The organism is Streptomyces mutomycini (assembly GCF_001700505.1).
Taxonomy (GTDB): Bacteria; Actinomycetota; Actinomycetes; order Streptomycetales; family Streptomycetaceae; genus Streptomyces; species Streptomyces mutomycini.
In genome coordinates, this window is sequence record NZ_MAPV01000072.1 from 19,549 (window position 1) to 45,707 (window position 26,159).

22 protein-coding genes are annotated in these 26,159 nt (G+C 72.3%); 6 read left to right on the top strand and 16 right to left on the bottom strand.

Annotated features, from left to right (window positions below):
- Positions 1-153 precede the first annotated feature (153 nt).
- Positions 154-1,368: an amidohydrolase gene (locus BFF76_RS11430; protein ID WP_107418417.1), complete on the bottom strand. Its 1,215-nt coding sequence runs from the start codon at positions 1,366-1,368 to the stop codon at positions 154-156.
- Between the two features lie 252 nt (positions 1,369-1,620).
- Positions 1,621-2,610 carry a hypothetical protein gene (locus tag BFF76_RS11435; protein ID WP_065848155.1) on the bottom strand — a complete coding sequence of 330 codons (990 nt, stop codon included), beginning with the start codon at positions 2,608-2,610 and terminating at the stop codon, positions 1,621-1,623.
- A gap of 425 nt (positions 2,611-3,035) precedes the next feature.
- Between BFF76_RS11435 and BFF76_RS11440 the strand changes: the two genes are divergently transcribed.
- Positions 3,036-3,764 (top strand): hypothetical protein, encoded by a 729-nt coding sequence (locus BFF76_RS11440; RefSeq protein WP_065848138.1) that lies wholly within the window; start codon positions 3,036-3,038, stop codon positions 3,762-3,764.
- Entirely contained in the window at positions 3,761-4,234 is a 474-nt protein-coding gene (locus tag BFF76_RS11445; RefSeq protein ID WP_234316824.1) for a hypothetical protein, read from the top strand. Before BFF76_RS11440 ends, BFF76_RS11445 begins: the two co-directional genes overlap by 4 nt.
- Before the next feature lie 79 nt (positions 4,235-4,313).
- Here the strand turns inward: BFF76_RS11445 and BFF76_RS11450 are convergent, their stop codons facing one another.
- The 4 genes from BFF76_RS11450 to BFF76_RS11465 are packed head-to-tail and all read right to left on the bottom strand — an operon-like array spanning position 4,314 to position 8,973.
- Complete coding sequence (locus BFF76_RS11450) at positions 4,314-5,360, bottom strand: hypothetical protein (RefSeq protein WP_031096661.1); 1,047 nt, start codon at positions 5,358-5,360, stop codon at positions 4,314-4,316.
- Between the two features lie 11 nt (positions 5,361-5,371).
- The gene (locus tag BFF76_RS11455; RefSeq protein WP_031096659.1) at positions 5,372-6,307 is read right to left on the bottom strand and encodes an N-acetylneuraminate synthase family protein; all 936 of its coding nucleotides are present in this window, start codon (positions 6,305-6,307) and stop codon (positions 5,372-5,374) included.
- A 12-nt stretch (positions 6,308-6,319) separates the two neighbouring features.
- Positions 6,320-7,567: an acylneuraminate cytidylyltransferase gene (locus BFF76_RS11460; RefSeq protein ID WP_031096656.1), complete on the bottom strand. Its 1,248-nt coding sequence runs from the start codon at positions 7,565-7,567 to the stop codon at positions 6,320-6,322.
- Between the two features lie 20 nt (positions 7,568-7,587).
- Positions 7,588-8,973, bottom strand: a complete 1,386-nt coding sequence (locus tag BFF76_RS11465) for a DUF6716 putative glycosyltransferase (protein WP_031096654.1) — start codon at positions 8,971-8,973, stop codon at positions 7,588-7,590.
- A gap of 207 nt (positions 8,974-9,180) precedes the next feature.
- On the opposite strand from BFF76_RS11465, the gene BFF76_RS11470 reads away from it, so the two are divergent.
- Positions 9,181-10,164, top strand: coding sequence for a glycosyltransferase family 2 protein (locus BFF76_RS11470; protein ID WP_065848156.1), 984 nt, complete (start codon positions 9,181-9,183; stop codon positions 10,162-10,164).
- Positions 10,161-11,495 carry a polysialyltransferase family glycosyltransferase gene (locus BFF76_RS11475; RefSeq protein ID WP_031096650.1) on the top strand — a complete coding sequence of 445 codons (1,335 nt, stop codon included), beginning with the start codon at positions 10,161-10,163 and terminating at the stop codon, positions 11,493-11,495. The genes BFF76_RS11470 and BFF76_RS11475 overlap by 4 nt, the downstream gene beginning before the upstream one ends.
- A gap of 10 nt (positions 11,496-11,505) precedes the next feature.
- Here the strand turns inward: BFF76_RS11475 and BFF76_RS11480 are convergent, their stop codons facing one another.
- Genes BFF76_RS11480 through BFF76_RS11500 form a run of 5 tightly spaced genes read right to left on the bottom strand, consistent with a single transcriptional unit; the run spans position 11,506 to position 18,739 of the window.
- Positions 11,506-12,606, bottom strand: a complete 1,101-nt coding sequence (locus tag BFF76_RS11480; protein WP_065848139.1) for an acyltransferase — start codon at positions 12,604-12,606, stop codon at positions 11,506-11,508.
- A gap of 50 nt (positions 12,607-12,656) precedes the next feature.
- Positions 12,657-15,074, bottom strand: coding sequence for a polysaccharide pyruvyl transferase family protein (locus BFF76_RS11485; RefSeq protein WP_107418418.1), 2,418 nt, complete (start codon positions 15,072-15,074; stop codon positions 12,657-12,659).
- Positions 15,071-16,366, bottom strand: coding sequence for a tetratricopeptide repeat protein (locus BFF76_RS11490; protein WP_065848140.1), 1,296 nt, complete (start codon positions 16,364-16,366; stop codon positions 15,071-15,073). Before BFF76_RS11490 ends, BFF76_RS11485 begins: the two co-directional genes overlap by 4 nt.
- A gap of 57 nt (positions 16,367-16,423) precedes the next feature.
- On the bottom strand, positions 16,424-17,770 hold the full coding sequence (locus BFF76_RS11495) for a polysialyltransferase family glycosyltransferase (RefSeq protein ID WP_065848141.1): 1,347 nt from the start codon (positions 17,768-17,770) through the stop codon (positions 16,424-16,426).
- Positions 17,771-17,773: 3 nt separating this feature from the next.
- Entirely contained in the window at positions 17,774-18,739 is a 966-nt protein-coding gene (locus BFF76_RS11500; RefSeq protein ID WP_065848142.1) for a glycosyltransferase family 2 protein, read from the bottom strand.
- Between the two features lie 193 nt (positions 18,740-18,932).
- Here BFF76_RS11500 and BFF76_RS11505 point away from each other — a divergent pair, with 193 nt between their 5' ends.
- Positions 18,933-19,391: a MarR family winged helix-turn-helix transcriptional regulator gene (locus BFF76_RS11505; RefSeq protein WP_065848143.1), complete on the top strand. Its 459-nt coding sequence runs from the start codon at positions 18,933-18,935 to the stop codon at positions 19,389-19,391.
- Positions 19,392-19,406: 15 nt separating this feature from the next.
- Here BFF76_RS11505 and leuE read toward each other — a convergent pair whose 3' ends face one another.
- From leuE to BFF76_RS11520, 3 genes are all read right to left on the bottom strand, one after another.
- Positions 19,407-20,066, bottom strand: coding sequence for a leucine efflux protein LeuE (gene leuE, locus BFF76_RS11510; protein ID WP_053930325.1), 660 nt, complete (start codon positions 20,064-20,066; stop codon positions 19,407-19,409).
- Positions 20,067-20,145: 79 nt separating this feature from the next.
- Positions 20,146-20,754, bottom strand: a complete 609-nt coding sequence (locus tag BFF76_RS11515) for a Uma2 family endonuclease (RefSeq protein ID WP_065848144.1) — start codon at positions 20,752-20,754, stop codon at positions 20,146-20,148.
- A gap of 88 nt (positions 20,755-20,842) precedes the next feature.
- The gene (locus BFF76_RS11520) at positions 20,843-22,423 is read right to left on the bottom strand and encodes an acyl-CoA mutase large subunit family protein (RefSeq protein ID WP_031096627.1); all 1,581 of its coding nucleotides are present in this window, start codon (positions 22,421-22,423) and stop codon (positions 20,843-20,845) included.
- A gap of 248 nt (positions 22,424-22,671) precedes the next feature.
- Between BFF76_RS11520 and BFF76_RS11525 the strand changes: the two genes are divergently transcribed.
- Positions 22,672-23,553, top strand: coding sequence for a L,D-transpeptidase family protein (locus tag BFF76_RS11525; RefSeq protein WP_065848145.1), 882 nt, complete (start codon positions 22,672-22,674; stop codon positions 23,551-23,553).
- 177 nt (positions 23,554-23,730) lie between these two features.
- Here the strand turns inward: BFF76_RS11525 and BFF76_RS11530 are convergent, their stop codons facing one another.
- Positions 23,731-24,810 carry a hypothetical protein gene (locus BFF76_RS11530; RefSeq protein WP_065848146.1) on the bottom strand — a complete coding sequence of 360 codons (1,080 nt, stop codon included), beginning with the start codon at positions 24,808-24,810 and terminating at the stop codon, positions 23,731-23,733.
- Positions 24,810-25,493, bottom strand: coding sequence for an RNA polymerase sigma factor (locus BFF76_RS11535; protein WP_031096619.1), 684 nt, complete (start codon positions 25,491-25,493; stop codon positions 24,810-24,812). Before BFF76_RS11535 ends, BFF76_RS11530 begins: the two co-directional genes overlap by 1 nt.
- Positions 25,494-26,159 lie beyond the last annotated feature (666 nt).

Below are 26,159 nucleotides of genomic sequence, written 5' to 3' on the forward strand. Positions count from 1 at the left end.
GCGATCGTAACGCGCGTAGATGTCAGATAAGGACCCGTACGGAAGCCGTTATCGGATCGTCGCGAACAGAAGATGTCGAGTCCGGTCACGAGACGTTACGGGCGCAGAACGCGACGTGTTCCGGACGACGTTCACCTGCGGCTTCTTCCCCGGTCAGGCGTCCAGCAGCGCGGCGGCGGTGAACAGCTCCACGCCCACCGTGATCGCCTCCTCGTCCACGTCGAAGTCGCCCCGGTGCAGGTCCAGACCGCGGGTGTCACCGGGGGCCCGTACGCCGAGCCTCGCCATGGCCCCCGGGATCTTCTCCAGGTACCAGGAGAAGTCCTCGCCGCCCAGGCTCTGTTCGGTGTCCTCGATCGCATACGATCCGCGGCGGATGGTCATCGCGGCGTCCAGGAGACCGATCGTCTCGGCCTCGTTCACCACGGGCGGCACCCCGCGGACGTAGTCGATCACCGTCTTCGCCCCGTGCATCGCGGCCACCTCGTCGATCGCCGCGTGCACCAGGTCGGGCGCCTGCCGCCAGCTCTCCAGATCGAGACAGCGCACCGTCCCTGACAGCTCGGCGCGCTGCGGGATCACATTGGGCGCGTGGCCCGTCTGGAGCCGTCCCCAGGTGACCGCGAGCCCGGCCCGTGCGTCCACACGGCGGGCGAGCAGCGCGGGGACGTCGGTGGCCACCCGCGCGGCGGCGGTGACCAGGTCGGTGGTGAGGTGCGGGCGGGCGGTGTGCCCGCCGGGGCCGTCGAGGGTGACCTCCAGGCGGTCGCAGGCCGAGGTGATCGGCCCGATCCGGAGCCCGACCCGGCCCACGTCCACCTTGGGGTCGCAGTGCACCCCGATGATCCGCCCCACCCCTTCCAGCACCCCGGCAGCGACGGCGTCGGTGGCACCGCCGGGCAGCACCTCCTCGGCGGGCTGGAACAGCAGCCGCACCGGGCGGGGCAGCAGCCCCTGCCGGTCCAGCTGGCTGAGGACGAGCCCCGCGCCCAGGACACAGCTCGTGTGGACGTCGTGCCCGCAGGCGTGCGCACGGTCGGGCACGGTGGACCGGTAGGAGACGCCCGTCTTGGTGTCCGGGATCGGCAGCCCGTCGATGTCACCCCGCAGCGCCAGCATCGGCGTCACACCGTCCCACTCCCCCACGTCACAGACGAGCCCCGTGCCACCGGGCAGCACCTGCGGTTCGAGGCCCGCCTTCTCCAGCCGGGCCTTGATCGCCGCGGTGGTACGGAACTCCTGGTTGCCGAGCTCGGGGTGCATGTGCAGATCACGGCGGAAGGCGATGAGCTCGGCACGCAGGTCGTCGGGCAGGGCGCCGGGCAGGACGGCCTCGGAGTGGGGCGCACGGGACTTCAACTGGTTCACCTAGTCAAGGGTAGGCCCCTGACACCCGCAACTGGCCACAGATCAACAAAAGTTCAGCCGCTTAGAGGAACAAAGACGGTGCGGCGGCGTGTGATGGGCGGTTGCGGTGGGTATGCTCTCCCGTTCGCCGTTCCGGTGTGAGCGTGTCCAGCCGCTCCTGTTCCTCCCCCGGGATGCGCAGGGCGTGCACGTCCTTGATACGGACTGTGTCCTCCACGAGACGGGTTTCGTCCCGCGTTGCCGCCTCTCCTGTCACGGCGACCTGAGCAGCTCACGCAGGGTGCCCACATACGCCGCCACATCACGCCCGGCGGGCGGCTCGGGCGCAGTGGTCGTGTCGGCCGGAGCCGAGGTGCGGCAGGAGCGGCAGAGGCCGTCGGGGAGCGCCTCGGGGCGGCCGGGGGCGCCGCACTGCGTGCACTCGACCATGGGGCGGCGCCCGGGCGTGGCCGGTGCGTCCGGGGCCGGGGCTGCGGGCAGCAAGGGCGGGAGCTTGTCGCGGAGCCTGCGCCTGACGAAGCCGACCGGCGAGTCCACGGCCGCCGGGAGCCCCGCCGTGAGCGTCCGGACCAGGTACTCGGTGTTCACGCCGCGCGCGAGCCAGGCGGCGGCCGCCTCCTCCAACGCTGCACAGTCGGCGGCGGAGAGGGCGAGGCGGGCATCGGCCCGGCCGAGCCGGGCCAGGGCGAGGTAGGCGGGCGAAGGCGCGCCCGCCGGAGCCGCCTGCGGGGCCTCTTCCGGACCGGGGGCAGGCTGGGGAACCGGCTCGGGCTCCTCGGTCCGCTGCTGCGGCACGGCGAGGACGGACGCAGCAGCGGGGACGGCGGGGGCGGCCGGGACCGCACCGAGGAACGCGGCCCACCACTCGTTGTCGCGGGCCGTGCGGGACCAGTAGGTGCGGGTGATCCAGCGGATCTGGCCGCCGCCCGCGTCCGCCGGGCACCGGACGTGGCGAAGGTGTCCGGCCACACCCAGGGCCCTCAGGGCGCTGCCGACGGCCATCTGCCCGTACAGCGGCAGGGACTTGGCCAGGGACTTGATGTCCATGGCCGCTCCGTCGGGCAGGTGGTCGACGTATCCGGCGACGTACCGCTCACGCTCCGGCAGCAGGGCGAAGTCATCGGGCCGGGGCGGGCGTTGACCGGGCGTGGAGCGCTTTCCGTAGCCCGGGTTGGCCTTCGCGTACGGGCGGGAGAGGGGTGCGGGGGCGCACAGGGCGGGGCTAATGTGCTGGGTAGCCACGAGATCGGCGTCCATTCGATCTTGGGGTGAGACCCCGGCCCGGTGTGCCAACACCATGTCGGGGTCGTTCAGTTGTGGGCACCGTAAGCACTCGTGACGTTGCGCCGCAAGCTAGTCACGATTAGTCATACTTGCTGGCCGTGACGGGTCGGGGAGGTCGGGAAGGTTTCCTGCCAACCTTCTTTTCCCTACCGGTTGACTACACGTCTCGGGTCCCGGCGCTCGGCTCCCGACCCCCGGATCCCGAAGCTCAAGCTCCGGGCCCGCACCCGCCTTCATGCCCCCGAACGAGTGAACCGGCCGGTCCCGGCGCTCGAAGCCCGGGAGTCGAGCTTCGGGCTTCGGGGCGCGGTGTTGGCGGACCGCCCTCGACGAGCTCGGACAATCGGGCCAGGACCGGTGTCGCGTTCGATTACTCTGCGCGAATGTCCAACGTGAGCGTGCACAGCGGTTACCGCACGGGGGGCCTGTGGGCTGCGGCAGGAATCTCCTTCACCGTGCTGACGGTCGCCTCGGCGATCGCCGTGTTCGGCATGCTCGAGTTCGACGAGCGGTGCATGCACGGGCTGATCGAGGGTCCCGGAAGGCTCCGGGACGTGCGGTACCAGGCGTTTCCACCGGCCACCGTCTGCGAGTTCCAGGGCGGTGACGTCCTGTCCGTCGGCGGCCGGGCCGTGCTCGGAACCCTGCTCCGTGCCGGTCTGGCGGTCATGGTGGCCTGTGTGTTCGTGGCCCTGCTCGCGGAGTGCCTCGACCCACGCCCCGGCGGCCGGTTCGTGACGCCGATGTCCAGAGCCGAGAAACTCCGCCGTACGGGAACGGCCTTCTCCGTCACCGGTTCCGCGTTCCTCCTGGTGTACGCACTGGCCGGCTGGAAGCTGCTCGTGGGGCCGTCCTCGGCCTGCTCGGCGGGCGCGGACTGGGGGCTCCATGCGCCCAGGACGCTGGAGTACAGCTTCTTCCCGCCCCAGGCGACCTGCCAGTACACCAGCGGCATGACGGAGCGCATGAATCCCGACTGGGTGGCGTCGCTGACGGCGCAGTCCGCCGCACCCGCGTTGCTCGCCGGGATCGCCTTCGCCGTCGCGTTCAGGCGCTGGGGCGTGGAGCGGCGGGCGGTGCGGGAAGCCGGGGACGGAGGCGGCTCCCGTTGATCAGCAGTCCGTACGGCGAACCCGCCACCCTCCTCCACCGGTTCGGCCGGACCTTCCGTGTCTGGGGCTACGGGGTGAGCCACTCCCACCTGTTGCTCCGGTCCCGCAAGGACGGGGTGGAGGACAGCCGGCTGGACCTCCACTTCGAGGCGGTCGACTCCATGCAGCTCGTGAAGCGGTACGAGGACCTCGAACTCCACGCCGTCGACGACGCCGAGTTCTCCCGCGTCTACGAGGAATCCGGCGTCCCGCCGGGGTGGCGGGACACCCGTCTGGTGGTCCGTCTGCGATCCCGCAGCGGCACGGGATACGTGCAGTGCGGGCGCATCGTCGTCGACCGGCACCAGGACGACGGGGACGGACCGGGCGATGAGTCCGCGATCCGTGATGTGGTCTGGAGCCTGCGCCCCTCGGGACTCCGCGCCCCGGGCGGACCCGCAGGCGATCCGTCGGCCCACCGGCAGGAGTGAAGACCGCCTGGAGTGTGCCTCGGAACCCGCCCGGCTCCGGGAGACGGGCAGCCGGGCGGCGGCACCGGTCGTGGGCGTCCTATCCCTCCGTGGCCGCCACCGCCGTGGCCCGCCAGGGCGCCAGCCGCTGCACGTCCTTCGCCGTCTCCGTGACACCGCTCAGGAAGCCGTGGGCGCGCGGGGAGGCCGTGTCGCGGAGCCACTCCGGCGCTATGTCGCACACCGCGACCTTCACGCCCGTGCCCACCAGGGCCAGCGGAAGGGTGTGGACCACCGTGGAGGGGAAGCTCAGGACCGTGTGGCCGATGGGGCCTCTGCGGGCGATGAGCTCCAGGGGAAGGTCGGGGCGGACGATCTCCAGGCCGGTGGCGGCTTCCAGGGCGTGGAGCTTGTCCGCGGATTCGCGGCGGTGGGCGAAGTAGCGGGTCGCACCGTGGGTACGGGCCAGTGCGGTGACCGCCTCCTCGTACGGGACCGGGTCGACCACCCCCGTCTCCACCAGGGAGGTACCGACCAGGTCGGCGCCCTTGGTGATGAGGGGCGGGCCGAAGCGTTCCCGGGTCCAGGCGAAGGTGTTCGCCGTGACCTCGATGCCGTCGGGGGCTTCCACCGGCATCGCGGTGAACACCTCGACCGTGCGGGTCGCCGACGGGGTGAAGCTGCGGCGGGCCCTGGAGGTGACCGGGGCCAGGAGCAGTTCGCGCGGGCCCCCGCTGCCCCGCCGGTGCCAGCGCACCAGGCGCTCGCCGCCCGCCAGTTGGGCGACGAACTCCATGGTGGCGGTGCCGTCGTCGACGACCGTGATCCGGCGGGTGCGGACCAGGCTGAGGAGGAGCTGCACGTACCGGGAGAACGGGTCCCCGATGACGATGCGGTCGGCCTTGCGGATCAGGCCGGTCAGCGCGCGCAGGGCCTTCAGAGGCGCGCCGGTCTCCCCGCGCGCCTCCTGCCAGCGGACGGTGACGCCCTCGTCGCGGGCCAGCTCCGCCATCCTGCGCAGCTGTCCGCGCGACATCGGGTCGACCGGGGGGAGGACGACGATGGTGGTGTCGGTTCCTCCCCGGGTGTGGGTCCACTCCAGGACGTTCAGGAGCTGGACCGGGCTCTCGACGAAGGCGAGGTTCACCGGTCGGCCCGTCAGACCGCGACCGGCTCGGCGGCCGGCGCGTTCTCGGTCTCGGCGACGACGCCCGCGACCCGGCGGAGCTTCTTCATCGGGCCGAGCTCCGACTCGTAGACCTTCTTGACGCCGTCACCGAGGGAGGCCTCGATGGTGCGGATGTCGCGGACGAGGCGCGTCAGGCCCTGCGGCTCGACGGACGCCGCCTGGTCGGAGCCCCACATGGCGCGGTCCAGGGTGATGTGGCGCTCGACGAAAGCGGCGCCCAGGGCGACGGCGGCGAGGGTCGTCTGCAGGCCGGTCTCGTGACCGCTGTAGCCGATGGGGACGTTCGGGAACTCCTGCTGCAGGGTGTTGATGACCCGCAGGTTGAGCTCCTCGGCCTTCGCCGGGTACGTCGAGGTGGCGTGGCAGAGCAGGATGTTGTCGCTGCCGAGGACCTCGACCGCGTGGCGGATCTGCTTCGGCGTCGACATGCCGGTGGACAGGATGACGGTGCGGCCGGTGGCGCGCAGCGCGCGGAGCAGCTCGTCGTCCGTCAGGGAGGCGGAGGCGACCTTGTGCGCGGGCACGTCGAACTTCTCCAGGAAGGCGACGGCCTCGGTGTCCCACGGGGAGGCGAACCAGTCGATGCCGCGCTTGGCGCAGTGCTCGGCGATGGCGGTGTACTCGGCCTCGCCGAACTCGACGCGGTGGCGGTAGTCGATGTACGTCATCCGGCCCCAGGGGGTGTCGCGCTCGATGTCCCACTGGTCGCGCGGGGTGCAGATCTCCGGGGTGCGCTTCTGGAACTTGACGGCGTCGCAGCCGGCTTCGGCGGCCGCGTCGATCAGCGCGATGGCGTTGTCGAGGTCGCCGTTGTGGTTGATGCCGATCTCGCCGGTGACGTAGACGGGGTGGCCGGGGCCGGCGGTGCGGGTGCCGAACGTACGCAGGCGGGAGTTGTTGCTCATGGTGGTGCTTCCTTACTTGGTGGGGGCTACGGGAGCTACGGGGGTTTCGGGGTTGAGGGTGGGGCCCAGGAGCCAGGCCGCGATCTCGCGGATGGCGCCGGAGCCGCCGGGATTGGTGGTCACGGCGCGCGCGGCGGCGCGCACCGAGTCGTGGGCGTTCGCCACGGCGACGGGCCAGCCCGCCAGGCCGAAGCAGGCCAGGTCGTTGACGTCGTTGCCGACGTAGAGCACGCGGTCGGGAGCGACGGACTGCTCCTCGCACCACTGCTTGAGTGCCAGGTCCTTGCGGTCGATGCCGTGCAGGACGGGGACCTGGAGTTTGCGGGCGCGGGCGGCCACGACCGGGTTCTGTTCCGTGGAGAGGATCAGGACCGGCAGGCCGGCCTTGCGCAGGGCGGCGACACCGAGGCCGTCGCCGCGGTGCACGGCGACGATCTCGCGGCCGTCGGAGTCGATGAGGACCCGGTCGTCGGTCTGCGTGCCGTCGAAGTCGAGGACGACGGCGTCGATGTCAGCCCGGGTCGGGAACGGCGAGGGGTCCAGGAGCGGCGCGAGGGCGCGGGCGCGGGCCAGGTCGTGCGGGTCGTCGATCTCCAGGACCCGGGCGGGGTCGGTGTGCACGAGCGCCGTGTGGCCGAAGAAGCGGTGGCGGTGGGTGCGGAAGCCCTCGACGTCCATGGCGTAGGCGGCGCCGGTCTCCAGGTAGTCCTGGGGCCGGTCCTGGCGGCGGGGGCGTACGGACTTGTCGTGGTTGACGCCGTAGGTGTCGTCCTCGACCGGGCTGCCGTCGCGCCACACGAAGCCGTGGAAGGGCGCCACCGTGACGGCGGTGTCGGCGCCGTCACGGGCGACCGCGGCGGCGACGCCGTCGATGTCCTCACGGGTGATGAAGGGGCTCGTGCACTGGACCAGGAGCACCACGTCGGCCTTCCGGCCGTGCGACGTCGTCTCGTAGGTGTGCAGGGCGTGCAGGACCGCGTCCTCGCTGGTCGCCGTGTCACCGGCGATGGCGGCGGGGCGCTGCACGCAGTGCAGCCGGGCGTCCTCCCCCAGAGCCTCCCCCGCGGCCCTGGCCGCGGCGGCGATGGCCGGGTCGTCGGTGGTGACGACGACGTCCGTGACCTCGGGCGAGGCGAGGCAGGCGCGGACGGCCCGTGCGACGAGCGGGACGCCGCCGATCCGGGCGAGGTTCTTGGCGGGCACGCCCTTGGATCCGCCGCGGGCGGGGATCACGGCGAGCACGGTGGGGCGCGGGGTCATGGTTGCTCCTGAATCGGTGGTCACAGCTCGCCCATCCGCCGGATCACGGGAGCGATCCGCTGGACGCCGTGGCGGTAGGCGCCGCGCGCCGCGTTGCGCACGGTCTCGCGGACCGCGCCCCGGACCCGGCCCGTCTCCTGGGCCGTGACGGCGCCCGGCAGCGGGTGGCCGTCGGGGCCCAGGTGGTAGCGGGCGAGGATGCCGGGGAGGTATCCGGGCGCGGTGGCGGGCGTGTAGTAGGGGGCGAGGCGGGGAAGCGGCCCGGCGGCCAGCAGTGCCGCGACCCGCACGCGGGCGGTGTCGTAGGCGGCGCCGTACGTGCCGTCGGCTGCGACGCCCTGGCCGGCGAGCCACTCCGTGTCGGGCTCCGGGCGGCGGCCGCCGTCGAGGTGGTCCCAGGACGTGATCAGTCCCGACCCGATGAAGTGGTGGTTGCCGAGCGCCTCGCGGACGCCGAGGTCGGAGAGGATCGCGGTCGGGATCCGCCGGTGCAGGGACTCCAGCGCGGCGGTCGAGGACACGGTGACCAGCAGGTCGGTGCGGTCCAGGACCTCGCCCATGTGCCCGTAGACGAGGCTGAAGTTGGGCGGCAGACCGCCGGGGATGCGCTCCGCGAGGCGCTGGTAGGGCAGTTCCTCGATGTGCGTGGTGTGTTCACCCGGCTTGGAGCGCAGCTTCAGCAGGACCTCGCGGGCGGGGTGCAGCCGGGCGTGCTCGACGAGCCGGCGCAGCAGGTACATGCGGTCGGCGCGGGATGCCGGTACGGAGGGCTGGGCGGCGAACACGACGGTGTCGCGCCCCTCCTCCGCACGGTGCGGCTCCCCGCCGAGGAACGGCAGTGCGGCCTCGGTGACGGACGAGGCGTCGGCGCCGACCCCTTCGTACACCGCGCGGAAACGGGCGCCGTCGTGGCGGGAGTTGGCGAGGACGACGTCCGCGCCGTGGCGCAGCAGGAGTCCGTCGGCGAGCTTCTCGTAGACGACCCCGACATAGCCCGTGACGACGACGGGCCTGCGGGGCAGGTCCAGTGCGGCCAGGCCGTGCAGCATCGCCTGGACGGCGCCGCCGACGAGGGCGAGGACCACCACGTCGTACGCCTCGTCCCGCACCGTGTGCAGGAACTCGACGGCCGTCACCTCGCGCACCCGGCCGGCGTCGACCCCGACCTCGCCCACTTCGGCGAGCTGGCGGGGCGTCGGTGTGGCCCGGCCGCGCAGCAGCAGACCGCTGATCTCGACGGGTCGCTCCGCCGCGCCTGCCTCCGGGGACCCGGCGAGGCGGCGCGCGGTGAGCGCGCCCCATTTCCACCGGGTGTCGGAGTCGGCGAGCACGGCTATGCGGAGCGCCGCACGGTCGGCTGCTGGGGTGACGGCCGGAGCGGCCGTTTCATCGGTACGAGGGGGCACGTCGTAAAGCTAGGAAGCCATTTCGATCCGCGGCCCAACGCGGTGGCAACAGATGGTTAACAGCCGGTCGACGATTGGGGATTCGGGCCTCCGGGCGAGAAAACCGGCCGCAAATCCGGGCGGGTTCACTTTCCTGCCGCGCGTCGTTCACTTTCCGTACGGACAGGGGTCAGAGTGAAGGCCGGGGCCGCCCCTAGCGTGATGCGGGTGGTTAAGCTCTCCGTCATCGTGCCGTTCTACAACGTCCAGGCATACGCCCCAGACACCCTGAGAAGCCTGCGGGCCAATACCCGCGAGGACTTCGAATTCATCCTCGTCGACGACTGTTCGACCGACGGGACCGCGGATCTCCTGCGCCGGGCCGAGCACGGCATCGAGGGGGTGGTCCTGCGCAGACACGAGCACAACGCCGGGCTGGCCACGGCCCGCAACACCGGTCTGGACGCGGCCCGTGGCGAGTACATCGCCTTCCTGGACGGCGACGACTGGCTCGCACCCGGCCACTGCACCCGTCTGCTCGCACGGGCCGAGGCCCTGGGCTGCGCTTTTGTACGCACGGACCACGTGCAGGTCACCGGCACCTCCCGTACGGTGCGCCGCGTCCCGCACGGCCTGCGGGACGTGGTGGGCGACCCCCGGGAAGCGATCCTGCCCGCGGGCCGGACGACGTCGGTGGACTACGCGTTCGCCTGGGCGGGGCTCTACCACCGGAGCCTGCTGGACCGGGGGCTGCTGCATTTCACCGACGGGCTGCGCACAGCGGAGGACCGGCCGTGGATCTGGCGCCTGCACCGGGAAGCGGAATCCTTCGCGGTCCTGGGAACGCTGGGCCATTTCTACCGGCGGGGCGTCGCGTCCTCTCTCACCCAGATCGGCGACGAACGACAACTGGATTTCATCAAGGCCTATGACCAGGTGCTCTCGGACACCGCGGCGGACCGTGACGCGGACACACTGATGCCGAAAGCGGTGCGGACGTACTGCGCCGTCATCGCCCATCACATCGGATCCACCGGGAAATTCGAGCCGTCCGTGGCCCGCACCCTGAAATCGCTCGCCGCGGCGGCGCTCACCCGCATGCCCCAGCGCGTGCTCGACGACGTCCTGGACTCCATGGACACCGAACGGGCGACCGTGCTGCGCAGGCTGCGCCGCCGCTCCGCCACCACTGAGGGAGCGACTGCCGCGTGACCGTCCAGATCTTCGTCGCCTCCGGCCTCCACGGCACGGCCCTGCTCGCCGCGGCACTCGACTCCGGCTGCTTCGGGGCCTCCGGCCGCCGCATCCTGCTGCTCTGCGAGACCGCGGAGGCCCCCGAGGCGGCGGCCCCGGTCGACGCGGGGCCCGGGTTCGGCCGGCTTCGCACCCGCTTCGACGAGGTGCGCTCGTGGAACGACGCCGTCTTCCCCCTGCACCCGGGCACCTGGACGCCCCGCGCCGACGACGTGCCCCTGTGGGAACGCCACCTGCGACGTGCGTGGGACCTCGGGGACGACCAGGTCGAACTGGTCGTGGAATCACCGCATACCGCGCCCGCCCTGGCGGTCGCCCAGATCTTCACCGGCGGGCCGGTGACCGTGTACACGGACGGTCTCACCGGCTACGGCCCGACCGGTGGCAAGATCCCGCCGCTGATCGGGACCCGCGTCCGGCAGCTGCTCCACCCCGACCTGCTCCCCGGCCTGGAGCCGCTGCTGCTGGGCGAGTTCGACGCCGTACCCCGGCCGCTGCCCGCCGGGGCCCTGCGGCAGGTCTTCGGTGAACTGGCGGACTGCGCACCGGATGTCGACGCGCCGCAGGGGGCCGCGGTCCTGCTCCTCCCCGAGCCGGGGCTGCTCCCGGCCGCGGAGGAGGCGGAGCTCCACCTGCGGATGATCCGCGGCACGGCTGCGCTCGGCCACACCCACCTCGTCGTCCGGCCCCACCCCGGCGGGGGGCCCGTGCCGTCCGTCCCGGCCCTGCGGGCGGAGGCCGGAAGGCTCGGCGTCGGGCTGACGGTGCCGGCCCCGGGCGACCAGGTCCCGGCCGAGGTGCTCTACGAGCGGCTGCGCCCCGCCCTCGTCGTCGGCTCCTGCTCGACGGCGCTGCTCACCGCGGCCTCGTCCTACGGTCTGCCGGTGGCCAGGACCGGGACCGGCGCCCTGCTGGAGCGCCTCACCCCGTACGAGAACCCGGCGAGGATCCCGGTCACCATCGTCGACGCCCTGCTGCCCGACCTGGCCGAGCCCGACGCGGTGCAGGGCCGGTCGCCCCTGACCGAGGCCTCGGTGGCCGAGGCTCTCGGCGGACTGCTGCCCGCGGTGGCCTTCGCCATGCAGCCGCGCGTCCGCCCGGACCTGCGCCCGGCCGCCGAGCGCTACCTCTCCACCCGTCTGACCACCAGGACCTGGCGCTACTTCAAGCGCCGCCGCCTCGGCTCGCTGGCCCTCCCCGGCGTCGTCCCCGCCCGTCTCGCCTTCGTACGGCGGAACGCCACACTGCGCCGGCTGGCCCGTCGGGCCCGCGCCCTCAAGCGCCGCTGACCACCGGGTCTCAGCCCAGGAGGCGGGTCAGACCGAGGCGGGTCCACAGAAGCGCCGCGGCGAAGGAGAGAGCCGTCGTGGCGGCGGTGACGGCGAGAGCCAGTGCCGCCGCCACCGGCAGGGTGAGGTCGGCGTCGACCAGTACGTCGGTGAGGACGCCCAGCACCAGCACATGGATCATGTACGCACCGAACGAGGCTCCGGCCAGGCGTGTCAGGGCCGGGCGAAGCCGCTCCGGGACGCGCAGGCGGTGCAGGGAGAGCAGCACGCCGGCGCTGAACAGGGCCACCAGGACGCTCGCGTAGGGAATCGCGTAGTGCACCTCGTGCTGGTAGGCGATGACCGCGGCGAGGCACGCGCAGGCCGGGAGCAGCCACCACAGGCTCCGCCGCCCGAACGTGCCGGCGGGAAGCGCGAGGACCAGGGCGCCCAGGACCGCGTAGATCAGCTGGTACGGGCCGAAGCCCCACCCGAAGCGCGGCAGGTCGAGGTCCGTCACCCGGGCCAGATCGCCGGACAGCGTCGGAGCGGCCCCCAGCACGAGGAGGGCGACGCCGAGGCCCCAGGGCCGCTTGCCCGACTTCACCAGGGCGGCGAAGGCCAGGAGCAGGATCACGGGGATGTAGGCGTACAGGTACCAGAGGTGGTAGGCCGGGCGGACCGAGGCGAACACCGCGTCGAGCGCCAGCTCGCCGGCCGGTGCGTCGTTGGTGCCGCGCAGCCTGCCCCATGCCACGTAGAGCACGGTCCACACGGCGAGCGGCACCAGGATCCGTACGATCCGCTGCCACAGCTGCCGGCCGTCCCGGACCGGGGCACCCACGAGGACGACCCATCCGGCGATCGCGAAGAACAGCGGTACGGCGAAGCGGCCCGCGGAGTCCGCGACCAGGCCCGCCCAGTAGGTGCCGGGACCGTTCGCGGCCTCGCGGCCCGCCGTGTTCACGAAGGCCGACCCCGTGTGGCAGAGGATCACGCCGACCGAGCAGAGCAGCCGGATCAGATCGATGTCGTACCGGTGTTCGCGGTGCGGGCGGGGTTCGGGGGCGGGCTGCGGGGACTGCGCGGAGGCAGGCGGGCCGGCCTGGGAGACAGAGGAAGGCATGGTCATCGCAGGCTACGAACGCGCGGGCCCCGGGTGAACTCCGCGTGGGTGAACAGTCACTTCGTCCGGGTGTCCGGCAGGTGAAGGCCGCGTGCCGGCTCGGCGGTCCGCGGTCCGGGGACACGCGGTCCCCCGGTGAACGGGTCCGGCAGCCCGAAGAGGTCCCGGAGTTCGGCGAGGTTGGCGCGGGTGACCGACCACAGGTGCTCCTGCCTGCCGTGCACGTCGGCGACGGCTGCCCCGTGGTCGTCCAGGACGGCCGCCGCGCGCTCGGCGAGGCGGGCGCCCAGCGACCGGTCGTGGACGGAGACGCCCCAGTCGGGGCGGTCAATGTCGGAGAGGAAGTAGGCGAGTTTCGGGTGCGAGACCAGACTGATGATCGGCGTGCCGCAGCCGAAGGGGATCATTCCCGCGTGCCCGCGCATGCCGATCACCAGGCGCGTACGCCGGTAGAGCTCGCGGATGCGGTCGTTGGAGAAGAGGTACAGCGGCTCCACCGGGAGGGCTGTGCCGTGCTCCCGGCGCAGGTCGCGGACGAACTTCTCGTCGGCCGGCATGTGCGCCGCGTAGCGGACCTCGGCACGCTCGCCGATGGCGCGTACGGCGGCGGCCGTCTCGGCCAGGAAGTGGCCGTAGTCGTGGCCGAAGCGCAGACCGGCACGGTCGTAGGCGCAGTTGATCAGCACGGTGTCGTCCCGGCGCACACCGTCGTCCGGGCCGTTGCCGGGGCCGCCGTCCAGGCCGGGGTCGAGGTGGCGGGCCACGGTCGTGGGGCAGGGCTGGTAGCGCACCCGGTCCCGCAGCTCCGCCGGCAGGAGTTCCCTGACCCGTTCCACGGAACCCTGGTTGCGCAGCCCGAAGAAGGCCGACTTCCCGACCAGGGCGCGCAGGCTGGCGGCGAAGCGCTCACGGCGGTAGCGCTGGCCGTCGAAGACGTTGTAGCCGACCGCGAAGACGGCGAGCGGCGCGGTGATCCGGGCCAGGACGTCGTCAGGGATGTTCCACTGCCAGCCGCTGTTGCTGTTGGGCGCGGTGTCCGGGAGGAAGAGCCCGCCACCGCCGACGACGATCCCGCGCCGGGCGTTCAGCTCCTCCAGGCCGGGCTCGTCGACCAGCCGGTGCACGGACCGCTCGTGCCAGCGGGCGGGTCCGGTGTCGGGGCCGAAGCACATCCGTACGGCTTCGGGGAGCACCTTGTCGCCCGCGTTCTCCTGTCCGTCGGCGAACAGGGCGACATGGGCGAGCTGTTCGTCCGGCGGTGCCGTGGCGGTCGCCGTACCGGCCGGAGCGACCGGGCGTGTACGGACGTACCAGGCGTGGCAGTTGCCGTCGGCGGGGTCGGCGTCGAGACCTTCCCGCGCGTAGGCGTGCGCGTCCTCGTCGCGGCCCAGCAGCCAGGCGAGCCGGGCGAGCTGGCCGTAGGCGCGGGCGGCGAAGTCCGGTGACACGGTGGCCAGGAGGAGGTGCGCCTCGGCCTCCTCGTGGCGGGACAGGGCCATCAGGCTGATGCCCAGCGTCTCGTGGCAGCGCGGCAGGTCGGGCCGGTCCGCCACGGCGGCGGTGAGCAGGGCTACGGCCTCGTCGTAGCGGCCCTGCTGCCGGTGCACCTCGGCGACCTGGCGGACCAGGTCCACCGGCGCACGCCCTCCTTCGAGGAGCGGCAGGGCGCAGTGCAGGAGGAGTTCGGGGTGCTTGGGGCCCGGCAGGGCGCAGTAGGCGGCGCGGAAGGCCGCCTCGTCCAGCTCGTACCGCTCGCGCGCCTCGCGCGCCGGGGCGGAGGGGGTGAGCCCCTCGCCGAAGTGCAGGACGACGGTGCTGTCGGGAACCGGCATGTCGTCGTACAGCCGCTCGACCGGGAAGTCGTAGTGGGAGGCGAGCGGTTCGAGGATCCCGGCCTCCGTCAGCGCACGGTCCAGCGTGTCCTCGCCGCCGCCGGCCGGCAGGTCAGGCGCGGTGTCCTTCACGTCCTGGCGCTGGATCACCAGCAGTCCGTCGTGCCGCACGGTCCGTCCGCCGCCGGTCCCCGGCTGCGGCACGGCGGCCACTCCCGCACGCAGCGTCAGCAGCGGCAGGAGGGAGCCGAGTACGACCATGCCGGGGCCGAGGGCGACGACGGTGTCGTAACCGGTCTCCCGGAAGACGTCGAGGCGGCTCTCCGCGGTACGCGGCACGAGGCGCGGGTGCAGCCGGTGTGCGGCCTCGAACGCGGAGTCGGGCAGCCCGGGGTGCAGGACGAGGAAGTCCTCGCAGACGGCGGGGTTGGTCAGGGCGAGACTGCGCAGCAGCACCAGCAGGCCCGGCATCCGGTCCTCGTCGGCGTACGCGGCGAAGGCGATCCTGCGCTTGCCGGTGACGGCGCGCCGGTCGTCGGCGTCGGGCCGGGCGGGCGCGGGGGACGGCCCCGCCCCGGCGGGCTCGGTGCCGTCGGCGGGCTCGGTGCGTCTGCCGTCGGCGGGCTCGGCGGGGCTGTTCATCGCAGCGTGGTCCTCATCTCGGTCTCGTCCTCGTGTGTCGCGCGGGCCGTGACCCACTCCCGCTCCCGCGGGAGCAGCTGCCCCGGGAGCCCGAAGCCGATGAGGTCCAGGCGGTCGGCGGCGTCCAGGAAGTCCAGCAGCCGGAGCACGGTGAACGCGGTGCCGGTCCGCGGGCCCCAGCCGTCCTCGCCGAGCAGCGCCGGATCGTCCAGGGGGTGCCGCAGCGAGGCGTCGCCGACGCGGTCCTGCGCGCCCGCGACCAGTCGGGCCCGCAGCGAGCGGCGCCAGTGCGGCAGCGGGTCGCCGAAGACCAGCCGGGTGCCGGCCCGGCGGTTCCAGACCGGGCCCGTCCACGGGGTGTCCCCCCGCAGCGTGACCGCGTGCAGATCGGTGCGCGGGCCGGCCGCCGGGAGGTTGTCGCAGCGCACCACCAGGTCGTATCCGTCGATCAGCTTGCCGAGCGCACTGCCCGGGACCCGCTCCTCGTCGGCGATGCGCGGTGCGCCGGCGACCAGGCAGACGGAGCGTCCGGCGACCAGGCGGCGCAGTGCGGTGACCCCGAGCGGTTCCGCGCCGCCGAGCAGGGGGTCGGCCATCCTGTCCCGGTCCAGCAGCCGGCGGTGGGCGGCGTACAGGGTGGTGAGGCGGCGGACGCCCGGGTCGGCCAGGCCGCCGCCCTCGGCGGTGTGCCGGCGTACGACCTCGGCGAAGGCGGTACGGGCCTGCCCGGCGGGGGCGTTGTGCAGCGCCCGCAGACGGGTTCCGTCCGCCTCGGGCAGCAGCCCGGCGGCCTCGTGCAGGCAGGCTTCGAGGTCCTTCAGGGTGGCGATCCGGCGCACGATGTCCTCGGCCGCCGCCGGGTTCTGCTGAAGCGCCAGATGACGTTCATAGGCCTCCACCGCCTCGTCGCGCCGGCCCAGCGCGTCCAGCGCGCTTCCGCGCAGCCGCCACGCACCCTTGGACCTGGAGCGCAGCCCGGTGGCCTCGACCGCGATGTCCAGGGCGAGACGGGTCTCCGTCTCCCCTCCGGCTTCCAGGGCACGCTGCCCGGTGCGGAGCAGGGCGTCGAACAGCTCGTCCCCGTCGGTCCCGCAGGCCGTGGTGAGGCCGCCGATGGCGGAGACCAGCCGGGTCTGCCGGGCGTCGCTCATGGGACCGCTCGCGGCGAGGCCCGCGAGGTAGTCGCCACAGAGGCGCAGGGCGGCCGTGGGTTCCGGCCTCGCCGTACCGCCACCGCCCTGCCCGGTTCTCGCCCGCACTGCTCTGAGCAGCCCGGTGAAGGTCTGGCCCATGCTCGTTCCGCCGTTCTGTCATCAGTGGCCGGCCGGGGCACGCGCCCCGGTTCCGGGTCAGAGGCCCAGGCTGCTGCGGGTGCGCCGTACGGTGCGGCGCAGCCGGATCGCCGCTCCTCGCGGACCACCGCCGGGCAGGGTGAGCTTCTGCAGGCGACGCCGCTTGAAGTAGTACTGCGTGCTGGTGTCGAGGTGGTCCCGCAGCCAGGCCTCGGCCTCGGAGCGCAGCGTGGGGTGGAGCCCGGACTGCATGCAGTAGCCGACAGTCCGGACCAGCGGCGCGAGGGTCTCCGGTGCCTCGGACGGCAGTTCCGGAAGGGGCTCGCCGCTCTGCTCGTCCAGGTCGGGCACGAGGTGGTCGACGATCGTCAGCGGGATGCGGTTGCTGTTCTCGTACGGGGTGATGCGGTCCAGGACGAGACGGGTGCCGACCCGGGCGACGGGGATGCCGTAGTACGCGGCGGCGGTGAACATCGCGGTCGAGAAGCAGCCGACGACGAGCGTGGGCGCGCACCGCTCGTAGAGGGTCTCGGCGAGCAGCGGGCCGTCCAGCGTGGTCAGCCGCACCCCCAGCGCGGCGGCCGCGTCGTCCAGTGCCCGGGAGTAGCGGGCCGGTGCGGTGGGGTGGGGCTTGAAGAGGACGGAGGTGTGGCCCGCCCGCGCCGCGCCGCTCAGCATGCGCAGGTGCAGGTCCTCCTCCTCCTCGGCCGTGAGGATGTTCAGGGCCGCGAGGTACTGGCCCAGGAGCACCGCCGTGGGTGCCTCGGCCTCCGCCTCCGCGAGCCGGCGGTCACCGGCCGCGGCCCCCGCGATCTCGGCGAGGACCTTACGGAAGGCGTCGTTCGGTACGAGCTCGGGCTCGACGCCGGACTCGGCGAGGAGGAGCGGGCGCAGTCCCGGTACGAGATCGAGGTGGAGCACCCGCTGGATGCGGCAGGCGATGGACCTCGGCACCTTGTTGCGGGTGGGGCCGTAGCTCATCAGGCCGTCCGCGTAGACGTGCACGGCGCTCTCGGAGAAGATCGCGGCCAGCGCGCGGGCCGGGTTGACCTGGATGGATTCGACGGCGAGGTCCACCGGGCCGACGGGGTCGATGCCCCAGGCGAGACGGAAGGCGCGCTGCCAGAGCTCGGTCTCCTCGGCGCGCGGGCCCCAGCCGCTCGGGTGGTGCGGGCTGATGGCGTCGTTCCAGTCGACGACGGAGTCGAAGCGGGCCGCGATGTCGCCGTAGCCCCACATCTCCTCCAGCCGCAGGGCGGTCTCGGGGATCGCAGCGTTGTTGGAGACGAGCAGGACGCGGTGGCTGTCCTGTCCGGGTCCGAACTGGCCGGCGTCCAGCGCCGCCGCGAGCGTGGCCGCCCCGTACAGGGTCGACACCTGGAAGATCTGGGTGCGCGTGGGCATGGGTCAGGCGGCCTTCTGCTTGTCACGCAGGCGGTTGAGCAGCGTGCTGCGCCTGGTGTCCATCATCGTCAGGGTCTGGTCGAGCACCTGCTGCGGCATCCGGTGCAGCGCGGCCGCGGACTCGTGGCGCAGGCGCCGGAAGGTGGCGGGCTCGTAGGCGTCCGCCTTCTCGTTGTGGAAGGCGATCATCGCGCAGTAGGTGCGGACCGCCTTGGGGAGGAGGAGCTCCGCGTCCGGGTGCTCGCGGATCTCGTCGAGGAGCGTGTCGTAGGAGGGGAAGAAGTCCAGCTGGCGGGAGTCCTTGATCTGCGTCAGGGACGTCGTGACACCGCGCCGGTAGAAGATGCCGTAGAGGTTCAGCGCCGCGTAGGTGCGGGCCCGCAGGTGCAGCTGCCAGATCCACAGCCGGTCCTCGGCGGTGCGCAGCCGTGCGTTGAAACGGTGGCCGCCGTCCTCGAAGAGCCGCCGGTGGTAGACGCCCGCCCACACGAAGGGGTAGTCGACCATCGTCTCCCATTCGGGAGCCGCGATTCCCTCGCGCGGGTCCATGACCGTGTCACGGAGGCGGGCGGGCGCGCGGCGCACGACCCGGCTGGTGCCCGTGACCTGGACGTGGTCGGTGCGGGCGAAGTCGCAGTCCAGGTCGGCGGCGGCGTGCAGGAGCCGGCCCAGGTGACCGGGGGCGTACCAGTCGTCGCCGTCGAGGAAGGTGACGAAATCGCCCCGGGCCGCGTCGATGCCGCTGTTGCGGGCCTCCGCGATGCCCACGTTCTTCCCGTGCCGGATGACCTCGGCGTGCGGAAGTCTGTCGGCCCAGCGGTCCACGACGTCCGGCGTCTCGTCCGTGGAACAGTCGTCGACCAGCAGGAACTCGATGTCCGGGCCCGCATTACGGGCAAGACTGCCCAGCGTCGTGTCGGCGAAGGGGCCGACATTGTGGAACGGAACGACAACGGACAGTTTCGGCACGCGGGCCCTCGCCTTCGATCATGGTCCGCACACGCTAGTCACGCGGGTGAATGGGCGGGTGTCACCCGGCCCGACGAACGGTGAACTCTGGGCGTCGCCGAGGTGACCCGCGTCGGGGTGTGCCGTGCGGCCGCGGCGGGGTTCCCTCACGGCGCTTGACCTCAACTTTGCTTGAGGTTCTACGGTCCGGGGCATGGACTACTCACATGACGACGCAGGACTGGCACGGCAGCCCATCGGCTACTGGAGCTGGGCCGCCCACGACGCGACCGTGACCCACATCCGGGCCGCACTGGCCGAACACGGCCTGACCCAGCCCCCCTGGTGGGTCCTCAACCAGCTCACCGAGGCGGACGGATCCGGCCGCCCGCGCGCCGAGGTGGTCGCGATGCTCCGCGGCTACCTGAACGTCGGCGACTCGCTGGAGCCCGAGATCGATGCCCTCATCGCCCGGGGTCTGGTCACCCAGGACCCCACCGCCCGCCTCCGGCTGACCGCGGAGGGACACGCGCTGCGCGCAGAGGCGTTCGAAAGGGTCGGCAGGGCGAGCACGGAGATCCACGCCGGCATCCCGGACGAGGAGTTCGTCGCCGCCCTCAAGGTGCTCCAGCGGATGATCCACAACGTGGGCGGCAAGGCATGGCACCACTGATCCCTGCCGCCGGGTTCAGACCCCGCTGAGCGACAGCTTCGCCGCGAACCCGAGGAACAGCACACCCGCCACCGAAGTGGCCCCCGCCGACAGCCGCTTGCGGCGGCGGAAGGCGGTGGCCAGGCGGGTGCCGCCGAATATGAGCGCCGAGAGGTAGAGGAAGCTGCCGATCTGCAGCAGCGTGCCCAGCAGCAGGAAGGAGAGGGCCGGATAGGCGTAGCCGGGGTCGACGAACTGCACGAAGAAGGAGATCAGGAACAGGATGGCCTTGGGATTGATCAGACTGACCACGAGGGCGCGACGGTAGGGGTGCTCGACGCCCGCCGCCGGTGCGGCGCCCTCCTCCGTCAGCTCGGCGGCCCGCCGGTGCCGCTCACGCCACATCGACACGGCGGTCCGCAGCATCCCGATCGCGAGCCAGGTCAGATACGCCGCGCCCGCGTACTTGACGACGGCGAACAGCAGCGGCGTCGTCTGCAGCAGGGAGGCGGCGCCCAGCGCGGACAGTGTCATCAGGACCGTGTCCCCGGTCCACACTCCGGCGGCGGCCACATAGCCGGTGCGCACCCCGCGCCTGGCGGCGACGGAGAGCACGTACAGCGAGTTCGGCCCCGGCAGAAGAATGATCAGCACCAGGCCGGCGAGATAGGTCGGAAGATCGGTGACACCCAGCATGAACGGAGTGTCGCACGCGCGTACGACACTCCGTTCAGCCGTCCGGAATGCGGCGGATCGGTCCTGCCGCCGCCCCGGATCAGTCCTCCTCGCCGTCCAGCAGACGGTCCACGGAGAGCTCCATCTCCACACCGACCACGTCCGGCACGGTGAAGGACGTCCCCCTCTTGTGGGGCGTCCGGTTCCTGTACTCGCCGCCACGCGGATCAGTGCAGACCAGGACCTGGTCGTGCTTGCGGTCCGCGACGACGTAGACCGGGATGCCCGCCTGCGCGTAGTCCTCGACCTTGGGGCCGAGACCGTCCGCCCAATTGGTCGAGGTGACTTCCAGGACCATACGGAAGGCGTGCGGGGCGTAGCAGTTCTTCATGACGTGGGCGTCACGGAAATCCGCCTCGACGACCGACAGATCCGGGATCGCGTAGTCGTCCGGCCCGGTCGGCAGCCAGATCCCGACCGCCTGCACCAGTCTCAGCCCCACCCCACGCGCTCTGGATCCGAACTCCTCGCCGAGCCAGGACAGCGCCAACGCGTGCGATCCGTCGGCCGGTGGTGTCACAGTGAGCCTCCCCTGGAGAATCTCCACGCGATGCCCAGGCAGCGAGCGTGCGGCCTGTTCGGCCGCCTCGCCGATCGTCAGCTCGGACTGCACTGTCGTCACCTGCTCCTCGTGCTGTATCACAGCCACGGCATCCTCCTTTCGGAGACCACTGTTCACGAGCCTATCCACGGATGCGGCCGATCGGCGGGAGATCACCCGCGAGGGGATGCGTCCCTCAGAACGCGTCCGTCGGCACGTACGCCCCCCACACCTCCCTCAGCGCGTTGCAGACCTCACCCACCGTCGCCCGCGCCCTGAGCGCGTCCTTCATCGGGTAGAGCACGTTGGCTGTGCCCTCGGCCGCCTTCTTCAGCTCCGCGAGCGCCGCGTCCACCGCCGCCTGGTCCCGTTCGGCGCGGAGCTTCGCCAGGCGGGCCGCCTGCTGGGCCTCGATCGCCGGGTCGACGCGGAGCGGCTCGTACGGCTCCTCCTCGTCGAGGCGGAAGCGGTTGACGCCGACGACGACACGCTCGCCGCTGTCGGTCTCCTGGGCGATGCGGTACGCGCTGCGCTCGATCTCACCCTTCTGGAAGCCGCGTTCGATGGCCTCGACCGCGCCGCCCATGTCCTCGACCTTGAGCATCAGCTCCAGGGCCGCGGCCTCGACGTCGTCGGTCATCCTCTCGACGACGTACGAACCCGCGAAGGGGTCCACCGTCGCCGTCACGTCCGTCTCGTACGCCAGTACCTGCTGGGTGCGCAGTGCGAGGCGGGCCGACTTGTCCGTCGGCAGGGCGATGGCCTCGTCGAAGGAGTTGGTGTGCAGCGACTGCGTGCCGCCGAGGACCGCGCCCAGGCCCTGCACGGCGACCCGGACCAGGTTGACCTCGGGCTGCTGGGCGGTGAGCTGGACGCCCGCCGTCTGGGTGTGGAAGCGCAGCATCAGGGACTTGGGGTTCTTCGCGCCGAACTCCTCCTTCATCACCTTCGCCCAGATCCGTCGCGCGGCACGGAACTTGGCGACCTCTTCGAGGATCGTCGTACGGGCGACGAAGAAGAAGGAGAGCCGCGGGGCGAAGTCGTCCACGTCCATGCCGGCCGCGACGGCGGTGCGGACGTACTCGATGCCGTCCGCGAGGGTGAACGCGATCTCCTGCGCGGGTGAGGCTCCCGCCTCCGCCATGTGGTAGCCGGAGATCGAGATCGTGTTCCACCTCGGGATCTCGGCGCGGCAGTACTTGAAGATGTCGGCGATCAGCCGCAGCGAGGGCTTCGGCGGGAAGATGTACGTGCCCCGGGCGATGTACTCCTTGAGCACGTCGTTCTGGATCGTGCCCGTCAGCCGGTCCGCCGGCACTCCCTGCTCCTCGGCGACCAGCTGGTAGAGCAGGAGGAGGAGCGAGGCTGGGGCGTTGATGGTCATCGAGGTGGAGACCTCGTCCAGCGGGATCCCGCCGAAGAGGACGCGCATGTCGTCGATCGAGTCGATCGCCACGCCGACCTTGCCGACCTCGCCGGAGGCGATGGGGGCGTCCGAGTCGTGGCCCATCTGGGTGGGCAGGTCGAACGCGACGGACAGACCCGCCGTGCCGTTGGCGATCAACTGCTTGTAGCGGGCGTTGGACTCGGTGGCGGTTCCGAAGCCCGCGTACTGCCGCATCGTCCAGGGCCGGCCCGTGTACATCGTGGGATAGACACCACGGGTGAAGGGGAAGGCGCCCGGGTCGCCCAGTTTCTCCTCGGCCCGCCAGCCGTCGAGCGCCTCCGGCCCGTACACCGGCTCGATGGGCAGTCCCGACTCGGACTCTCGCGTCATCTGCTGTGCCTCCCACAAGCTACTTATCGGTAACAAATCTCGCGACGGACTTTATCGGCGGCGCCACGGCCTGCGGGGTCCCTCCGCTGGGACGTTACTCACAGCACGTACCCGGGGCCCGGACGCGCGCCTCTCATCATGCGCAGGATTCGGCAACCGGGCAGGACGGGAATCCGTCCCTTGAGATATCGGTGCCGCGCGAGAGGTCTCGCACGGCGGGGCGGCGACGGGCGAGCCAGGGGGCCGGGATGAGACGGATACGTACGAACAGCGGCGCGCGCGGAGTGCGTACGGCGGCCGCGACGGCTGTCGGCGTCCTGGCACTGGCCACACTGTCGGCGGGCTGCAAGGTCGAGACGGTTGGGGCGGCGGAGCCCACCGCCCGCCCGACGACGTCGTCCCCGAGCCCCACGGACGGCGCCGGGCCGAGCAGCGGCCCGCCGAGTACCCCGGCCACCCCCTCGCGGACGCCGAGCGCGCGGCCCTCCCCGCGGCCCAGCACCCTGATGTCCGTCGGCGACCGGAGCGAGCGTGTACGTGAGCTCCAGGCGCGGCTGCGTCAGATCGGCCATTTCGGCCGCAGCCCCACGGGGTACTACGGCACCGCGACCCTCGCCTCCGTGCAGTCCTTCCAGGGCAAGCGGGGCCTGTCCCGCACGGGGAGGACGGACACGGTGACCTGGGAGAGGCTGCTCGCGATGACGCGGAAGCCGACAGCGAAGGAGCTGGACCCGCCGGCCGCCGAACCGGCGGTCGCGAAGCCCGACGCACGCTGTGTGAAGGGGCGGGTCCTGTGCATCAGCAAGAACAGCCGCACCCTGTCCTGGATGATCGACGGCCACGTCGTCTCGTCGATGGCCGTGCGGTTCGGCTCGCAGTACACGCCCACCCGCGAGGGCACCTTCTCGGTGTACTGGAAGTCCCGCCACCACGTGTCGACGCTCTACGACTCCCCCATGCCGTACGCCATGTTCTTCAGCGGCGGCCAGGCGGTGCACTACTCGTCGGACTTCGCCGCGCGCGGCTACAACGGCGCTTCGCACGGCTGCGTGAACGTGCGGGACGAGGGGAAGATCGCAGCGCTCTTCGCCCAGGTGAGGAACGGCGACAAGGTCGTCATCCACTGGTAGGGAACCCAGCGGGGTTGGGGGCGCGGGCGGGACCGGGGGAACGTGTCCCGCCCGCGCCGGTTGCGCTGAGCCGAAGGTACGGGGGGAACCCCGGCTCCTTGCGCTGCCGATGACCAGTCGGCACTCACTACTGCGCCGGTCCGCTGAAGAACGTTACAGCCGATGCATATCTGCAGGTCAGCGCGTTGCCGGGGCCAGGCCGGACGCCGAGCTCGCCGTGGGTCCGGCCGTCGGCAGGGGGGCGGCACCGCTCTGCCGCGCACCGTCCCGCGTGCTCACCGCGGCCGGTGTGCGGAAGGTGACCGGGGGAAGGGAGCCCTCACCGTCGAGCCCGGTCTCACCGCTGTTCTCCCTGCCGCCGCCCGGGCCGTCTCCACCGGTACCGGTACCGGTCCCGCCGCTGCGGTCCTCCGGGTCCAGGAGGCGGTCGCAGAAGCGGTCCAGGTTGTCCTCACCGTCCGCCAGTTCCAGGAGCCGGCGCTCGTCCTCCTGGCTCAGACCGTCCTTGCGGTAGGCGAGGCAGGCCCTGACCGACTTCTTGTACACCTCGGCCGGGGAGCCCTCGGGCACCTCGCGGCCCTCCGTGCCGCCCCGGGGGCCGTCGGTGCCGGTCTCCCGGTCGCCGTCCTCGGGTCCGGCCGTGCCGCCGCCCTCCTGCCCGGTGGGCGCACCGCTCCGCTCCGTCCCGGCTTCCGGCGCGTCCGAAGCCGCCGGCGAGCCGGGCGGACCGGGCGGGACGGAGGACGACGGCGAAGGCGCACCGGTGCCGGGCACGTCGTCTTCCAGCCTCTCGGGGGACGCGGCCGCCGAGACGGAGGCGGCCGGAAGCGGCGATTCGTGGCCGCCGAACGGTGCGGGCAGCATCCCCGTGCCCGCTGCGACCGCCACCCCGCCGAGCGCGCACCCTGCGAGCGAGACGGCAAGGCCGTATCGCGCCGGACGGGTCCAGCGCGGACGCCGGCGCGGGGCCGTGGGCTCCGCTCCGATCCGTACGGAGTGCAGCGCGTCCTGCTGCGCGGCGGGGCCGGTACGGCCTGCCCGCTCCGCGCCCCGGGAAGCCTCGCGGAAGGCCGCCAGCACGGCCGCCTCGCCGGGCAGTTCGTCACCGGACGGGCGCGGGGCCCGCAGCGCGAGCAGCGCCGCCTCGAGCCGCCGGGCCTCGGTTCTCACGTGATCGCCGACTGCCTCGACGGGTTCGCCGCGGAGCAACAGCTCCGCCACGTCCGCGTCAAGCCACTGGTGCTGCTCGTCGGCCATCACATGTCCTTCTGCGTCCACGGACGCGAATGCGTCACACCGGCGGGCGTCACGCCACCCTGACGGCCGGGGCGTTGCTGCGGTACGGCGCCGAGTTCCGCGGCGATCGCCGGAATCCCGTCCTCCGGACTCTGGTCGGCTCCGACCAGCTCCGCCAGCCTCTTCAGTCCGCGGTGGGCGGCGGTGCGCACCGCGCCGGGGCGCTTGCCCAGGGTCCGGGCCGCGCTCTTCGCGTCGAGGCCGATCACCACGCGGAGCACGACCGCCTCCGCCTGGTCCTGGGGAAGTTGCGCGATGAGCGACATCGCCCGTCCGGTGGCCAGCGACTCCAGTGCCTCGCCCGCCGTGTCGGACTCGGCGGCCTCCCCGGCCAGTTCGGTCTCGTCGCCGCCGATCGCCGGGCGCCTGCCCCGCATCCGTATGTGGTCGAGCGAGCGGTTGCGCGCTATCCGGGCCGCCCAGCCCCGGAACCGGTCGGCGTCCCCGCTGAACCGGTCGAGGTCACGCGCGATCTGCAGCCAGGACTCGGACGCCACGTCCTCGGAGTCCGGTTCACCGACCAGCGTCCGTATGTAGCCGAGCAGCCGTGGGTGCACGGCGCGGTACACAGTCCGGAAGGCGTCCTCGTCCCCGTCCTGTGCCGCGAGCACCGCGGCGGTCAGCTCCGCGTCGTCCCCCAGCACTCCCTCAACCCGCCCTGCTGATCCGAATCGTGGCTGGTCACCACTACTGCGCCACTCTGCGCGACTCAGCACGCTACGTGGTGGGACGGTGCCACGTCCATGACTTGTACAACCTGCAACTGTCTCCTGACGCACAGCGGTGTGACAGAAAACGCACCCGCGGCGCTGACATGTATACGGGGTCGCTCTGCGGCCCCGCGGAAGACGGCCGGGGCCTCTCCTGTGGGGGGTGGCGGCCCCGGCCGTCGTTCCGCTTACCCGTCTGCCCTGGCAGAACGTGGGCGTCGGGACGCCTGAACGACCAGCGCGTGGCCGGCGCGGCGCGCGCTCCAGGCCGACGGCGCGGAGGAAGACCGACCTCGCCCCATGGGGAGAAGTCGCCACAGGCAGCGCGACCGGCGACGCGCTTTCCCGCGATGGATCGCACAGTGAGGCGGAACTCCACCGTGTCGCCGTCCTGCACCACGTACTTCTCGGCCTCCACGCAGGCCGCCCCGATTGGCGGGCTGTCGACCGCCGGCGCGACAGCCTTCAGCGGCCGGCCCGACGGTTGGGCGCCATGGCCGACGCGTGGCCGACAGCTGCCGGGAACAGTCAGAAACGTCCAGATGGAGACCTGTCCGGGCGGCGATCGACAACCTCTGCCAGGACGACAGAACGCCTGTC

What these genes read in the sequence shown, in the direction of transcription:
- BFF76_RS11495 (WP_065848141.1), bottom strand. Translation starts at nt 17,770, where the DNA reads ATGCCCACGCGCACCCAGATCTTCCAGGTGTCGACCCTGTACGGGGCG.
- BFF76_RS11520 (WP_031096627.1), bottom strand. Translation starts at nt 22,423, where the DNA reads ATGACGCGAGAGTCCGAGTCGGGACTGCCCATCGAGCCGGTGTACGGG.
- BFF76_RS11490 (WP_065848140.1), bottom strand. Translation starts at nt 16,366, where the DNA reads ATGGGCCAGACCTTCACCGGGCTGCTCAGAGCAGTGCGGGCGAGAACC.
- BFF76_RS11480 (WP_065848139.1), bottom strand. Translation starts at nt 12,606, where the DNA reads ATGACCATGCCTTCCTCTGTCTCCCAGGCCGGCCCGCCTGCCTCCGCG.
- BFF76_RS11460 (WP_031096656.1), bottom strand. Translation starts at nt 7,567, where the DNA reads ATGACCCCGCGCCCCACCGTGCTCGCCGTGATCCCCGCCCGCGGCGGA.
- BFF76_RS11455 (WP_031096659.1), bottom strand. Translation starts at nt 6,307, where the DNA reads ATGAGCAACAACTCCCGCCTGCGTACGTTCGGCACCCGCACCGCCGGC.
- BFF76_RS11525 (WP_065848145.1), top strand. Translation starts at nt 22,672, where the DNA reads ATGAGACGGATACGTACGAACAGCGGCGCGCGCGGAGTGCGTACGGCG.
- BFF76_RS11440 (WP_065848138.1), top strand. Translation starts at nt 3,036, where the DNA reads ATGTCCAACGTGAGCGTGCACAGCGGTTACCGCACGGGGGGCCTGTGG.
- leuE (WP_053930325.1), bottom strand. Translation starts at nt 20,066, where the DNA reads ATGCTGGGTGTCACCGATCTTCCGACCTATCTCGCCGGCCTGGTGCTG.
- BFF76_RS11485 (WP_107418418.1), bottom strand. Translation starts at nt 15,074, where the DNA reads ATGAACAGCCCCGCCGAGCCCGCCGACGGCAGACGCACCGAGCCCGCC.
- BFF76_RS11530 (WP_065848146.1), bottom strand. Translation starts at nt 24,810, where the DNA reads ATGGCCGACGAGCAGCACCAGTGGCTTGACGCGGACGTGGCGGAGCTG.
- BFF76_RS11505 (WP_065848143.1), top strand. Translation starts at nt 18,933, where the DNA reads ATGGACTACTCACATGACGACGCAGGACTGGCACGGCAGCCCATCGGC.